The 12,515-nt window shown below is 70.9% G+C and carries 14 protein-coding genes; 10 read left to right on the top strand and 4 right to left on the bottom strand.

Annotated elements, in window-relative coordinates; translation table 11 throughout:
- Positions 1-10 precede the first annotated feature (10 nt).
- From HLB44_RS17890 to HLB44_RS17875, 4 genes are read left to right on the top strand one after another with little or no spacing between them, the layout of a single operon-like run.
- Positions 11-496: a DNA-deoxyinosine glycosylase gene (locus HLB44_RS17890; protein ID WP_246312322.1), complete on the top strand. Its 486-nt coding sequence runs from the start codon at positions 11-13 to the stop codon at positions 494-496.
- Positions 493-1,278: a spermine/spermidine synthase domain-containing protein gene (locus HLB44_RS17885; protein WP_246312321.1), complete on the top strand. Its 786-nt coding sequence runs from the start codon at positions 493-495 to the stop codon at positions 1,276-1,278. Before HLB44_RS17890 ends, HLB44_RS17885 begins: the two co-directional genes overlap by 4 nt.
- 55 nt (positions 1,279-1,333) lie before the next feature.
- Positions 1,334-1,948: a LysE family translocator gene (locus HLB44_RS17880; protein ID WP_173124988.1), complete on the top strand. Its 615-nt coding sequence runs from the start codon at positions 1,334-1,336 to the stop codon at positions 1,946-1,948.
- A gap of 10 nt (positions 1,949-1,958) precedes the next feature.
- Positions 1,959-2,531 (top strand): methylated-DNA--[protein]-cysteine S-methyltransferase, encoded by a 573-nt coding sequence (locus tag HLB44_RS17875; RefSeq protein WP_173124986.1) that lies wholly within the window; start codon positions 1,959-1,961, stop codon positions 2,529-2,531.
- Here the strand turns inward: HLB44_RS17875 and HLB44_RS37895 are convergent.
- Positions 2,528-4,450 carry a methyl-accepting chemotaxis protein gene (locus HLB44_RS37895; protein WP_173124984.1) on the bottom strand — a complete coding sequence of 641 codons (1,923 nt, stop codon included), beginning with the start codon at positions 4,448-4,450 and terminating at the stop codon, positions 2,528-2,530. The two genes, HLB44_RS17875 and HLB44_RS37895, sit on opposite strands and share 4 nt — an antisense overlap.
- A gap of 162 nt (positions 4,451-4,612) precedes the next feature.
- Positions 4,613-5,077 (bottom strand): FKBP-type peptidyl-prolyl cis-trans isomerase, encoded by a 465-nt coding sequence (locus HLB44_RS17865; protein ID WP_173124982.1) that lies wholly within the window; start codon positions 5,075-5,077, stop codon positions 4,613-4,615.
- Positions 5,078-5,267: 190 nt separating this feature from the next.
- Between HLB44_RS17865 and minC the strand changes: the two genes are divergently transcribed.
- The 5 genes from minC to HLB44_RS37285 all read left to right on the top strand — a co-directional run bounded on the left by minC (position 5,268) and on the right by HLB44_RS37285 (position 8,656).
- Positions 5,268-6,044 carry a septum site-determining protein MinC gene (gene minC, locus HLB44_RS17860; protein ID WP_173124980.1) on the top strand — a complete coding sequence of 259 codons (777 nt, stop codon included), beginning with the start codon at positions 5,268-5,270 and terminating at the stop codon, positions 6,042-6,044.
- A gap of 28 nt (positions 6,045-6,072) precedes the next feature.
- Positions 6,073-6,888 carry a septum site-determining protein MinD gene (minD, locus tag HLB44_RS17855; protein WP_173124978.1) on the top strand — a complete coding sequence of 272 codons (816 nt, stop codon included), beginning with the start codon at positions 6,073-6,075 and terminating at the stop codon, positions 6,886-6,888.
- Between the two features lie 5 nt (positions 6,889-6,893).
- Positions 6,894-7,160, top strand: coding sequence for a cell division topological specificity factor MinE (gene minE / locus HLB44_RS17850; protein ID WP_173124976.1), 267 nt, complete (start codon positions 6,894-6,896; stop codon positions 7,158-7,160).
- A 9-nt stretch (positions 7,161-7,169) separates the two neighbouring features.
- The gene (locus tag HLB44_RS17845; RefSeq protein WP_173124974.1) at positions 7,170-7,808 is read left to right on the top strand and encodes a GDSL-type esterase/lipase family protein; all 639 of its coding nucleotides are present in this window, start codon (positions 7,170-7,172) and stop codon (positions 7,806-7,808) included.
- 194 nt (positions 7,809-8,002) lie between these two features.
- Positions 8,003-8,656 (top strand): PEP-CTERM sorting domain-containing protein, encoded by a 654-nt coding sequence (locus HLB44_RS37285; RefSeq protein WP_173124972.1) that lies wholly within the window; start codon positions 8,003-8,005, stop codon positions 8,654-8,656.
- Here HLB44_RS37285 and HLB44_RS17835 read toward each other — a convergent pair.
- Positions 8,637-10,238, bottom strand: a complete 1,602-nt coding sequence (locus HLB44_RS17835) for a WS/DGAT/MGAT family O-acyltransferase (RefSeq protein WP_173124970.1) — start codon at positions 10,236-10,238, stop codon at positions 8,637-8,639. The genes HLB44_RS37285 and HLB44_RS17835 overlap by 20 nt on opposite strands.
- Before the next feature lie 248 nt (positions 10,239-10,486).
- Here HLB44_RS17835 and HLB44_RS17830 point away from each other — a divergent pair, with 248 nt between their 5' ends.
- The gene (locus tag HLB44_RS17830; RefSeq protein ID WP_173124968.1) at positions 10,487-11,914 is read left to right on the top strand and encodes a cytochrome P450; all 1,428 of its coding nucleotides are present in this window, start codon (positions 10,487-10,489) and stop codon (positions 11,912-11,914) included.
- On the opposite strand, the gene HLB44_RS17825 is transcribed toward HLB44_RS17830, so the two are convergent.
- A complete protein-coding gene (locus HLB44_RS17825) occupies positions 11,868-12,485 on the bottom strand; it encodes a DUF1415 domain-containing protein (protein WP_173124966.1) in 618 nt (205 codons plus the stop codon). The genes HLB44_RS17830 and HLB44_RS17825 overlap by 47 nt on opposite strands.
- Positions 12,486-12,515: the final 30 nt, after the last annotated feature.

Raw genomic sequence — 12,515 nt, 5'->3', positions numbered from 1 at the left:
TGACAACGCGTTGGTCGGTCTGAGCCCGGTACTGTCGCGTGCGAGCCGCTTGATCGTGCTGGGCAGCTTTCCGGGCGCCGCATCGCTGGCCGCCGGCCAGTACTACGCGCATCCGCGCAACCAGTTCTGGCCGATCGTCGGCACGCTGTGGGGCGTGCCGCTCGCCGACTGGCCGTACCGCGAGCGCCTGGCCGAGCTGCGCCGGCGCGGCCTGGCGTTGTGGGATGTCTATGCCAGCTGCCGCCGCGAAGGCAGCCTGGACAGCGCGATCGAGGCCGCGGTGCCGAACGATCTACCCGGGCTGAGCCGACGCTGCCCGGCGCTCGAGGCGGTGGCGCACAACGGCGGCGAATCGGCGCGCTTTGCCCGCGTCACCAGCGCGCTCGGGCTGCCGGTGTACCGGCTGCCGTCGACCAGCCCGGCCAATGCGAGCTGGTCGTTCGAGCGCAAGCTCGCGGCGTGGCGCGCCGTCTTCGAACGACACGGCCTGGCATGACCCGTCCACCGATGAGGAAACGCCTGCAGACCACGTTGGCCGGCGCGACGATCTCCGAGTTCGACGGCGTGCGCTACCTGCACCTGGGCACGCCCTGGGTGCAGGGCGCGATGCGCATCCGCAAGCCGCGGCAGATCGAGCTCGAATACGTGCAGCGCATGATGGCCTGGATGCTGTGGCGGCCGACCGACACGCTGGCTGCCGGCCATGCGGTGCAGCTGGGTCTCGGCGGCGCGGCGATCACGCGCTTCACGCACCAGGTGCTGCGCATGAAGACGACGGTGGTCGAGCTGAACCCGAGCGTCATCACCGCCTGCCGGCTGTGGTTCCAGCTGCCGGCCGACGATGCACGGCTGACGGTGCTCGAAGGCGACGCCGCGGCCTGGGTCGGCGATGCCACGAACCTGCAGACGGCCGACGTGCTGTGCGTCGACCTCTACGACCACGAGGCCGCGGCGCCGGTGCTCGACGACGAACAGTTCTACGCCGGATGCCGCGGTGTGCTGGCGCCGGGCGGCTTGATGACCGTCAACCTGTTCGGCCGCGACGCCAGCTTCGAGCGCAGCGCCGCGCTGATCGCCGGGGCCTTCGGCGCGACCCAGGTCTGGCAGCTGGCACCGACGCGCGAAGGCAACACCATCGTCGTCGCCGCACGCGGCGTCGAGGTGCCCGACCGCGCGGCGCTGACTGCCCGCGCCGAGGCCATCGAGGCCCGCACCGGGCTGCCGGCGCGCAAGTGGCTGCGGCTGGTGCGGCCGTACGGCCCGACGCCACCGCGGTGATGCGGCCGCGTGGCATCATCGTTCGCTGCTCGAGGATCGCGAAGGGGAGTTCAACATGTTCGGTGTGGCTGACTACGGCGCCTTTGTCATCGCGGTGATCGTCTTCCTCGCGATTCCCGGCCCCGGCAACCTGGCGCTGATCACCTCGACCGGCAAGGGCGGCGTGCGCGGCGGCCTGGCGGCGACGCTGGGCGTCATCGCCGGCGACCAGGTGCTGATGTGGCTGGCGGTGGCCGGCGTCGCGGCGCTGCTGGCCGCCTGGCCGCTGGTCTTCGGCGCGGTGCAATGGCTGGGTGCGGGCTACCTCGCGTGGCTGGGACTGCGCATGATCACCGCCAAGCCGGGCGACCGGCCGGTGATCCGCATGCATGCCGGCCAGTACTTCCGCCAGGCGCTCGGCATCACGCTGCTGAACCCGAAGGCGATCGTCTTCTACATGGCCTTCTTCCCGCTCTTCGTCGACCCGGCGCAGCACCAGGGTGTCGTCACCTTCGCGGTGATGGCGGCGACGATCGCCGCGCTGACCTTGCTCTACTGCGCCACCGTGGTGCTGCTGACGCGCCGCTTCGCGCGCGCGCTGCAGGGCAGCCCGCGCATCACGCGCTGGATGAACCGCGCCGCCGGGACGCTGCTGCTCGGCTTCGGCGTCAAGCTCGCACTCTCTCGCTGAGCCGCCCGCGATGAGCTTGCCGGACGCTGCACCCGGTGCGCAGTCGGTCGGCGGCTGGGCGCTGTTCGAGACGTCGATCGGCCATTGCGGCATCGCCTGGGGCGACGCCGGGCTGCGCGGGGCGCAACTGCCGCAGGCCGACGAGGCGGCGACGCGTGTCCGCATGCAGCGCCGCTTTCCGCGCCTGGCCGAGTGCCCGCCGCCGCCGGAGTGGCAGGCGCTGGTCGAGGCGGTGCAGGCGCTGCTGCGCGGCGAGGTGCGCGACCTGGCCGAGACGCGGCTCGACTGGCGCGGCGTGTCCGATTTCCACCAACGCGTGTACCGCGCGGCGCTGGCGATTCCGCCCGGCAGGACGCTCACTTACGGCGATATAGCGCAGCAGCTCGGCGAGCCGGGCGCCGCGCGCGCCGTCGGCCAGGCGCTGGGCGCGAACCCGTTCGCGCCCGTCGTGCCCTGCCACCGCGTGCTGGCCGCCGGCGGTCGCCACGGCGGCTTCTCGGCGCACGGCGGCGCGGCGACGAAACTGAAGATGCTGGTCATCGAGGGTGCCGCGCCGCCCGACGACCAACCCACGCTCTTCTAGAGGCGGAACGCGCCGACGGTCTGCAGCAGCCGCTCGGCCTGCTGGTCGAGCGAACCGGCGGCGGCCGCGGCCTGCTCGACCAGCGCGGCGTTCTGCTGCGTCACCTGGTCGAGCTGGTGCATCGCCTCGCCGACCTGGCCGATGCCGCTGGCCTGCTGCTGCGTCGCGCTGCCGATCTCGCCGATCAGTGTGTCGACGCGCTGCACCTGCGCGACGATGTCGGCGATCGTCGTGCCGGCGCCGTCGACCTGGCCCAGGCCGACATCGACCTGCGCTACGCTGGCCTCGATCAGCGACTTGATCTCGCGCGCGGCCTGCGTGCTGCGCTGCGCGAGGCTGCGCACCTCGGCGGCAACGACCGCGAAGCCGCGGCCTTGCTCTCCCGCGCGCGCCGCCTCGACAGCGGCGTTCAGCGCCAGGATGTTGGTCTGAAACGCGATGCCGTCGATCACGCCGTTGATGTCGGCGATGCGGCGGCTGTCGGCGCTGATGCGCTGCATCGTCTGCACCAGCGTGGCCATCGCCGCGCCGCCGCGGCGCGCGACCTCGCTGGCCGCCTGCGCGACCTGCGCCGCCTGGCGCGCAGCCTCGGCGTTCTGCCGCACCGAGGCGCCGAGCTGTTCCATCGACGCCGCGGTCTCTTCGAGGCTCGCGGCCTGCTGCTCGGTGCGCTGGCTCAGGTCGGCATTGCCGCCGGCGATCTGGCCGGCGCCGGTGGCGATCTGCTCGCTGCCGAGCCGCACGTCGCCGACCACGCGCACCAGGTTGTCATTCATTGCCTGCAGCGCGCCGAGCAGCTCGCCGACCTCGTCGCGCGACTCGACGACGATGCGCGAGCGCAGGTCGCCGGCGGCGACGGTGCGCGCCACCGCCAGAGCCGACTGCAGGCCGCGGGAGGCGCTGGCGGTGATCACGCCGATCAGCGCGCAGGCCGCCGCGCACAGCAGCGCCAGCGTCCCGCCCAGCCACCAGAGCGCCTGCACGTCGACCTCCGTGCGCTCTTCGAGGGCCTGCGCCAGCTCGGTGAAATTGGCATCGATCAGCGTGAACTGCGCGTCGATCGCCTGGGTCTGGCTTGCGAAGTACGCGGCCGCCGGCATCGACAAGGTTTCGGCGCGCAGCAGCGCGCGTTCGACCAGCGCCAGCGCCTCGTCGGCCTGCGCATGAGCGGCGCCCAGCGGCGCGGCCATGCGCTGGCCGAGCGCTGCGTCGCTCTGCGCCATGCGGTCGAAGGCGTGGCGCGCGTTGCGCTGGTGCAGGCGCACCGTGCTCGCCAGGCTGTCGATGCGCACGCGATCGTTGGTGCTCGCCGACTGGCGCTGCAACGCCGCGCTGCCCAGCGCACGCAGCTGGCCGAGCGATTCGGTCAGCCGCGGCAGGTGTTCGAGCGACGCGGCGATGCTGTAGTAGGTCGCGGCCTCGGGGTCGAGCGCCATCGTCGAGTCGTCGACGATGGAGCGCAACAGGTCGAGCTGTGCATCGATCAGCGCACCGTGGCGGTCGAAGCTGGCACGCGCGTCGAGCGCCTTGCCGCCGACGGCTTGCGCGAGCGCCTGCCATTGCTGGCCGAGGCGCTGCGCGTCGTCGTTGCGGGCCTGGACGCCGAAGGCGGCCAGCGCCTTGGCCGCGCCGTCGAGCGCCTGGTTCACCTCGGCCTGCTTGGCTTCGCGCGCGCCGGCGCCGGCCGTGTCGCCGGCCAGCAGCTTCGCGGACAGTCCGCGGTGCTGCTGCGTCAGCCGCAGCAGCTTCAGCAGCGCGCCGGCCGGCGCGATGCCGGCGGCCTCGGCCCGCGCGGTGTCCAGTGCGGCCAGGCGGTCGCGCACCGCCATCGTCGTCGGCAGCACCGACATGGCCATCGCCAATGCGGCGACCAGCAGGAATTTGTTGCGCAGCCGCAGATCGGCCAGCCACTGTTTCATGGTTCCTCGCACCCGTTGATGGCGATGGATTCACCGCCGTTGGCTGGCTTGTCGGCCGGGGACGAGCCGCGCTTGATGGTGTTATTGCACTCGGGCTGCGGCTTGAAACGAAGTGGCGAGAACTCCCGACAGGTCGCGTCGGGGAGCGGCAAGTGGGCCCTGTCAGCGCGCCTTGATCTCGAGCAGTTCCACCTCGAACTGCAGCGTTGCGTTCGGTGGGATCGGGCCGCCCGGCGTGCCGCGCTCACCGTAGGCGATCGCCGGCGGGCAGGTCAGTTTTGCCTTGCCGCCGACCTTGATGCGCTGCACGCCTTCGGTCCAGCACTTGATCACGCGGTCGAGCGGGAATTCGGCCGGCGCATTGCGCGAGAACGAGCTGTCGAACTCCTTGCCGTCGGGGAAGGTGCCGCGGTAGTGCACCTTGACGACGTCGGTGGCCTTCGGGCTCGCGCCCTTGCCCTCGGTGAGCGAGCGGAAGACGAGGCCGGAGTCGGTCAGCACGGCGTCGGGCTCCTTGGCGGCCTTGGCGACCACTTCGTTGGCTGGGGCCTTCGGGGCCGATGCGGCTTGTCCCCATGCGATGGCGGGGAGCAGGGCGGCAGTGGCGAGGGCAATCAAATGCTTCAAGTCGTGTCTCCGTGGGCGAGTCGCGATAGGTCACGTTGGGGGGCGCGATCATCGCATCCGGTTGCGTTTCCGGGGATATCCCGGAGGACCGCGCCGAGGGCCGGCCGGGGTGGCCGGATACACTGCGGCCTTCGCGCTGTCCGGGCCTCCGGACCAGTCCGCCGCGCTCCGCAGTCGTCCCGCGTTTTCAATGGCCTTCGTCATTTCGGCATCCCCTCCCTTCGATCTCAAGAGCACGGCCTGGACGCTGACCGCGCTGCGCCTGCAGACCACCGACCTCGCGGCCTTCGCCGCTGCGCTGGCCGCGCGGGTCGCCGAGGCGCCGGGACTCTTCGACGACGATCCGCTGGTGCTCGACCTGAGCCCGCTGCGCGACGATGCCGCGGCGGCGATCGATTTCGACGCGCTGCTGGCCTGCCTGCGCCGCCATCGCCTGGTGCCGATCGCGGTGCAGGGCGGCAATGCCGTGCAGACGGCGGCCGCGCGCGCCGCCGGGCTCGCCGAGGCGCTCGATGCCGCAGCCCCGCAACGCACCACCCTGCCGCCGCTCACCGAAGTGGTGCGCGAGGTCGAGGTGGTCAAGGAGATCGTCAAGGAGATCGAGGTGCTGCGCGAGGTGCCCGGCGCGCCGGTGCCGACGATGATCGTCGACAAGCCGCTGCGCTCGGGCCAGCGCGTGTATGCCAAGGGCGGCGACCTGATCGTCACCGCGGTCGTCAGCTTCGGCGCCGAGGTCATCGCCGACGGCCATGTGCATGTCTACGCGCCGCTGCGCGGCCGCGCGATCGCCGGCGCGCGCGGCGACACCTCGGCGCGCATCTTCAGCACCTGCCTCGAGCCGCAGCTCGTCGCGATCGCCGGCATCTACCGCACCACCGAGACCGCGCTGCCGGCCGAAGTGCTCGGCAAGCCGGCCGTCGTGCGGCTGGACGGCGAACGCATCCGCGTCGAGCCGTTGACGGCATAGCTTCACCCGTTTCGAAAGGATTCAACCGATGGCCAAGATCATCGTCGTCACCTCCGGCAAGGGCGGTGTCGGCAAGACGACCACGAGCGCGAGCTTTTCCGCCGGCCTCGCGCTGCGCGGCCACAAGACCGCGGTGATCGACTTCGACGTCGGCCTGCGCAACCTCGACCTGATCATGGGCTGCGAGCGTCGCGTCGTCTACGACCTGATCAACGTGATCCACGGCGAGGCGAACCTGAACCAGGCGCTGATCAAGGACAAGCAGTGCGAGAACCTGTTCATCCTGGCCGCTTCGCAAACGCGCGACAAGGATGCGCTGACGCAGGACGGCGTCGAGAAGATCCTCAATGACCTGGCCGGCATGGGCTTCGAGTACATCGTCTGCGATTCGCCGGCCGGCATCGAGACCGGCGCGCTGATGGCGATGCACTTCGCCGACGAGGCGCTGGTGGTGACGAACCCGGAAGTCTCGTCGGTGCGCGATTCCGACCGCATCCTCGGCATGCTGTCGTCGAAGACCAAGCGTGCGATCGACGGCAAGGAGCCGATCAAGGAGCACCTGCTGATCACCCGCTACAACCCGAGCCGCGTCGAAGGCGGGCAGATGCTGTCGCTGAAGGACGTCGAGGAGATCCTGCGCATCCCGCTGATCGGCGTGGTGCCGGAGAGCGAGAGCGTGCTCGACGCGTCGAACCAGGGCGTGCCGGCGATCCACCTGAAGGGCAGCGACGTCAGCGAGGCCTACAAGGACATCGTCGGCCGCTTCTGCGGCGAGAGCATCCCGATGCGCTTCGTCGACTTCGAGAAGCCCGGTTTCCTCAAGCGCCTGTTCGGCGGGAGGTGAGCACGATGTCCTTGCTCTCCTTCCTGCTCGGCGAGAAGAAGAAGACCGCCACGGTCGCCAAGGAGCGGCTGCAGATCATCCTCGCGCACGAGCGCTCGGGCCGCGGCGGCTCGCGTGCCGACTACCTGCCGCAGCTGCAGCAGGAGCTGATCGCGGTGATTTCGAAGTACGTGTCGATCAAGCCCGGCGACATCAAGGTGCACCTCGAGAAGCAGGACAACCTCGAGGTGCTCGAAGTGAAGATCGAGCTGCCCGACGGCATCGTTCGCTGACAAGCGCCGATGTCGCGCCGTGCGCTGCTGCAGGCCGTGTCCGCGGGGGCGCTGCTGCTCGCGGCCGGCTGCGGCCGCAAGAAGGGTCCGAAGGTCGCGGCGGTGCCGGCCGGCGCCGTCGTGCTGGCGCTCGGTGACTCGTTGACGCATGGCACCGGGGCCGCACCGGATGAGAGTTATCCGGCGCAGCTCGCACAGCTCAGCGGCTGGCAGGTGGTCAATGCCGGCGTGCCCGGCGACACCTCGGCGCAGGCGCTCGAACGGCTGCCGGCGCTGCTCGCCGAGCATGCGCCGCGGCTGGTGCTGGTCGGCATCGGCGGCAACGACCTGCTGCGCCGCCTGCCCGAGGACACGACCCGCGCCAACCTGCGGCGCATCTGCGAGCTGGCGCGGGCCGCCGGCGCGCAGGTGCTGCTGATCGCCGTGCCGCGGCCGTCGGTGTCGGCGGCGTTCAGCGGCAGCCTCGCCGACCATGCGATGTACGCCGAGACCGCCGACGCGCTGTCGCTGCCGTTGCACCGCGAAGGGTGGTCGCAAGTGCTGGCGGATGCGCGGCTGCGCTCGGACCAGATCCATGCCAATGCAGCGGGCTACCGGCATTTCGCCGAACGGCTGGCGGCGGCGGCGCGCGAGATGGGGCTGCGGTAGTCGTCGCGGCGGCGTTTGCCAATAGAGTAAATCTACCCTGTCGGGCGACCTGACAGCATGCCGCGTGCCGCAGCCGTGGGGTGCCACCCGTCGGGTCGATCTCTTTGCAAATCAACCACTTGCGAACGCTCGTGGGTGATGTGCACAGGTCTTGCTTTGCGCCGCCCACGGCGAGGGTGCCGGAGGAGCAGTACATGGTTTGCAATCACCTGATCGGAGCGGCCGCGCGGGCGGCGCTCAGCATGGGTTTCTGCGCGATCGCAGCGACGGCGACGGCCGCGCCGGTCCCGACGGCACCGGCGCCGGCGCTTTCGCCGGGCTTCAAGGTCGAGTGGGTCCAGGTCACGACCAGCCCGCACAGCATCGCCGATGCGCTGAACGCGCTCAACGGCACCGGCGGCTTCACGGTCGTCGACACGCACACCGAGTTCCGCTCGACCGTCGGCATCGACGACGCCACGGTGCCGTTCGCCGGCGCCGACCAGTTCGCGGTGCGCGTCAGCGGCTACATCGACCTCGCGGCCGGTGACTATCGCTTCGGTGGCATCCATGACGACGGCCTGCGCCTGACGATCGGCGGCGAGCAGGTCATCACCTTCGACAGCGACACGGCGCCGACGCTGACGACGTCGGCGCTCTTCACGCTGGCCGCCGGCGTCTACGCCTTCGAAGCCATCAGCTGGGAGCAGGGCGGCATCTTCGAGCTCGACCTCGGCACGATGAACGCCGCCGGCGGTCTGGTGCTGATCGAAGGCTTCCACGCCGCGCAGGCGGTGCCCGAGCCCGGCAGCTTCGCGCTCGCCGGCCTCGCGCTGCTGGGCTTGGGGCTCAGCCGCCGCCGGCGCTGACGCGCGCGCGCTTCGCCGCGGCCGGGGCCTTGATCGGCACCACCGCGGCGGCCTGACGCGCCGGCTTCGGCAGCGCCGGCCGGCGCTTCTTCGCCGGTGCCACGGCGGCCGCGGGCAGCTTCTCCACGCTGGCAGGTGGGATCGCTGCGGCTTTGGCCTCGGGCAAGGGCAGCTTCAGCATCGTCTCGAAGGCCCGCTGCAGCTGCTTGCCGAGCTCGTCGATGTCGGGCACCGCGCGCCGGCAGGCGATCAGCCCGAAGCACAGCTGCCCCATGTAGCTCTGCACGGTGATGTTCAGCGCCACGCCGTGCACGACGATCGACACCGGAAGGTGGTCGAGCATCTTCGCGCCGGCCAGGTACACCGGCACCGGCGTGCCCGGCACGTTCGAGATCGTCACGTTGGCGAAGCGCAGCCGGTCGGCCAGCCGTGAGCGGCCGTACAGCGACGCCAGCCCGCTGATCAGCCACGGCGAGCCGAGCGACGGGAAGTCGGTCGGCACGACGCCGCCCCAGGTGCCCATCTGCTTCTTCATCGCCGCGGTGCCGGCGCGGATGACCTCGAGCCGCTGCAGCGGATCGGCCTGCTGCGTGCCGAGGTCGATCACGGTGCCGGCGACCTGGTTGTTCATCGTCGCGTCGCCCTGCTCGCGCAGCGAGATCGGCACCATCGCGACCAGCGTCTTGTCCGGCAGCTCGCGCGAATCGTTGAGGTAGCCGCGCAGCGCGGTCGCGCACAGCCACAGCACCATGTCGTTGATCGACGCGCCGAGCGCCTTGCCGATGCGCTTGGTGTCGTCCAGCGGCAGGGTGACGCCGCTGAACGCGCGCTGGTTGGTGATCGAGTGGTTGAAGGGCGTCGGCGGCGCGAGCTTGAGCTTGCTGCCGGCCTGGGTGCCCGGTGGTGTGGGTGCACGCAGGCCGCGCAGCGTCTCGCCGACCGTGCTCGCCAGCGAGCGCGCCAGCCCCGGCACCAGCTTGCCGAGCTGCAGCACCTGGTTCAGCTGGTTCTCCAGCCCGGCGGCCAGCATCTCGGCGAAACCCAGCTGGTAGCGGCTGCCGCGCCGCGGCCGCGGCGGGCGCACCTTGCGCGGCTCGGGCGTCAGGTCGAAGATGCTCTGGCCGAGCATCACGCCGGCCTGGCCGTCGATCGCCGCATGGTGCACCTTGCCGTAGAACGCCATCTGGCCCGAGGCCAGGCCCTCGATGACGTAGAACTCCCACAGCGGGCGGCTGCGGTCGAGCAGCATCGAATGCAGCCGCCCGACCAGCGTGTGCAGCTGCTCCAGCGTGCCGGGCTTGGGCAGCACCAGATAGCGCATGTGGTAGTCGAGGTCGATGTCCTCGTCGGTGATCCACACCGGGTTCGCCAGGTCGAAGGGCATCAGCGCGAGCTTGCGCGTGAACACCGGCGCCAGGTGCATGCGGCTGGTGACGTGCGCCTTGACGTCCTCGTACCAGTTGCCCTGGTAGCCCTCGGGCAGCTCGAACAAATGCAGGCTGCCGACATGCATCGGCATTTCCGGCGTTTCCAGGTGCAGGAAGGCGCCGTCGACGATGCTCAGGTGCTTCAGGTCTTTCATGATGCCGCTCCCAGGGAATGATCTGATGCCGAATGTCGCGCGGCCGGCCGGGGGCGTCCACTCGGGTCAACGTCAGGTGATGAGTTTCGCAAAACCGGCTCCGCAAGACGGGCTCCGCAAAACAGACGATGCGCGCGGCCCGCCCGCCCTGGCACAAGGGCCACACTCGGCGGGCTTCGCCAGTCGCCGCCGGCCGGCCCCAAGGCGACGACTCCCCCTCGGGGGCTTGGGGGCCAAAAGGAGGACACATGGACCAACCCATCGCCGGCGCGCTGCCGGCCACCCGCAGCTACCGCGATCTTCCGGGGCCGCGGCCGCTGCCGCTGATCGGCAACCTGCACCAGGTCGACAAGGTGGCCTTCCATCGCTCGCTCGAGGACGGCGTCGCGGCCTGGGGGCCGATGTACCGCTTCGCCTTCGGCCGCACGCCGGCGCTGGTGATCGCCGATGCCGCGCTGATGCCGGCCCTGATGCGCGACCGGCCCGATGCGCTGCGGCGCAGCTCGCGGCTGTCGCGCATGCTCGATGGCGCCAACGGCTCGAGCGGGCTCTTCACCGCCGAGGGCGAGGCCTGGCGCGCGCAGCGCAAGCTGGTGACGCGCGCGCTGACGCCCGAGGTCATCCGCAAGTTCCAGCCGACGCTGCACACGCTGGTGCTGCGGCTCGAGCGACGCTGGCGCCGCGCCGCGGAACAGGGTGCCGAGATCGACCTGGCGCGCGACCTGAAGGCGCTGACGCTCGATGTCACCGTCGCGCTGGCGATGGGCGAGGACGTCAATACGCTGGAGCATCCGGAGAACCCGCTGCAGCGCGACATCCACTTTCTGTTCGAGCGCGTCGGGGCGCGGCTGCGCAGCATGGTCGACTACTGGACGGTCTTCAAGCTGCCGGTCGACCGCGCCGCCGATGCGGCGACCGCGCGGGTGCGCGCCAAGATGCTGGCGCTGATCGCCCACGCGCGCGCCGAGCTGCAGGCCGACCCCGCGTTGCGCGTGCGGCCGGTGAACCTGCTGCAGGCGATGCTCGTCGCGCGCGACGCACCCGACAGCGGCGTCGACGACGAGGCGGTGCTCGGCAATGCGCTGACGATGGTCTTCGCCGGCGAAGACACCACCTCCAGCACGCTGGCCTGGCTGCTGGTGCTGCTGGCGCAGCATCCCGAGGTCGCGCAGGCGCTGGCCGCCGAGTGCGACGCGGTGCTCGGCGACGCGCCGGCGGTGAGCGACGCGGCGCTGCTCGAGCAGCTGCACTACACCGAAGCGGTGATCCACGAGACGCTGCGCCTGAAGCCGGCGGCGCCGGTGCAGGCGGTGGAGACGCCGGTCGAGCGTGAAGTCGGCGGCGTGCGGGTGCCGGCCGGCACCCGCGTGTTCATGCTGACGCGCCTGGCCGCGCTCGATCCGGCGCGCTTCGACGCGCCGCTGGACTTTCGCCCCGAGCGCTGGGCCGGCCACACCGATCCGGCCAGCGAGCCGAACCGCAAGATGCTGCCCTTCGGCGGCGGGCCGCGCTTCTGCCCCGGCCGCTACCTGGCGCTGGTCGAAGCCAAGCTGGTCGCCAGCATGATCGCGCGCAACTTCCGCCTCGAGCCGCTGCCGGGCCTCGATGCGGTGCGCGAGGTCTTCACCTTCACGATGAATCCGAGCGCGGTGCCGGTGCGGCTGCGTCCGCGCTGAGCGGCTCGCCGTTCCAGCGTTTCTGCAGCGCCGCCCAGCCCTCCGGTCCCAGCCGCTGCATCGTCTCGATGTTCACCTCGTAGATCGCCTCGGCTTCGGGGAAGGCCTCGACCGCGCGGTCGATGCTGTCCTCGCGCAGCAGGTGCAGGATCGGATACGGCGCGCGGTTGGTGGCGTTGCCGATGTCGTCGGGCTCGGCATCGGCGAACTGGAACTGCGGGTGGAAGCTCGCCACCTGCAGCACGCCTTCGAGGCCGAGTGCCTGCACGGCCTCCTCGGCCAGGCCGAGGAACTGGTTGAAGTCGTCGAAATCCTGCAGCACCTGCGGGTGGATCAAGAGCGTCGTGTCGACCTCGTCGGGGTCGGCCAGCACCAGCTCGCGCAATTGTTCGACCAGCTCGACCTGCAGCGCCTGGACGTCGGTGGCGTCGCTGACGACGTAGCGGATCTGGCCCTTGGCGTGCACGGCCTTGGCGAACGGGCACAGGTTGAGCCCGATCACCGCGTGTTCGAGCCAGGCGCGGGTCGAAGCGATCACCGCTTCGTCGGAGGGCACGTTCGGCGCATTCATGCGCCCATTGTGGGCCGCGAGACAATCCAC

It is taken from the genome of Pseudaquabacterium terrae, assembly GCF_013266755.1.
Classification (GTDB): Bacteria; Pseudomonadota; Gammaproteobacteria; order Burkholderiales; family Burkholderiaceae_C; genus Pseudaquabacterium; species Pseudaquabacterium terrae.
Note: the sequence above shows the minus strand (reverse complement) of the source record. Positions and strands in the feature narration are given on the sequence as shown.

Excerpts from the sequence above, each read along its gene's own strand:
- HLB44_RS17885 (WP_246312321.1), top strand. The coding sequence starts at position 493 with ATGACCCGTCCACCGATGAGGAAACGCCTGCAGACCACGTTGGCCGGC.
- HLB44_RS17880 (WP_173124988.1), top strand. The coding sequence starts at position 1,334 with ATGTTCGGTGTGGCTGACTACGGCGCCTTTGTCATCGCGGTGATCGTC.
- HLB44_RS17875 (WP_173124986.1), top strand. The coding sequence starts at position 1,959 with ATGAGCTTGCCGGACGCTGCACCCGGTGCGCAGTCGGTCGGCGGCTGG.
- HLB44_RS37895 (WP_173124984.1), bottom strand. The coding sequence starts at position 4,450 with ATGAAACAGTGGCTGGCCGATCTGCGGCTGCGCAACAAATTCCTGCTG.
- minC (WP_173124980.1), top strand. The coding sequence starts at position 5,268 with ATGGCCTTCGTCATTTCGGCATCCCCTCCCTTCGATCTCAAGAGCACG.
- minD (WP_173124978.1), top strand. The coding sequence starts at position 6,073 with ATGGCCAAGATCATCGTCGTCACCTCCGGCAAGGGCGGTGTCGGCAAG.
- minE (WP_173124976.1), top strand. The coding sequence starts at position 6,894 with ATGTCCTTGCTCTCCTTCCTGCTCGGCGAGAAGAAGAAGACCGCCACG.
- HLB44_RS17845 (WP_173124974.1), top strand. The coding sequence starts at position 7,170 with ATGTCGCGCCGTGCGCTGCTGCAGGCCGTGTCCGCGGGGGCGCTGCTG.
- HLB44_RS37285 (WP_173124972.1), top strand. The coding sequence starts at position 8,003 with ATGGTTTGCAATCACCTGATCGGAGCGGCCGCGCGGGCGGCGCTCAGC.
- HLB44_RS17835 (WP_173124970.1), bottom strand. The coding sequence starts at position 10,238 with ATGAAAGACCTGAAGCACCTGAGCATCGTCGACGGCGCCTTCCTGCAC.
- HLB44_RS17830 (WP_173124968.1), top strand. The coding sequence starts at position 10,487 with ATGGACCAACCCATCGCCGGCGCGCTGCCGGCCACCCGCAGCTACCGC.
- HLB44_RS17825 (WP_173124966.1), bottom strand. The coding sequence starts at position 12,485 with ATGAATGCGCCGAACGTGCCCTCCGACGAAGCGGTGATCGCTTCGACC.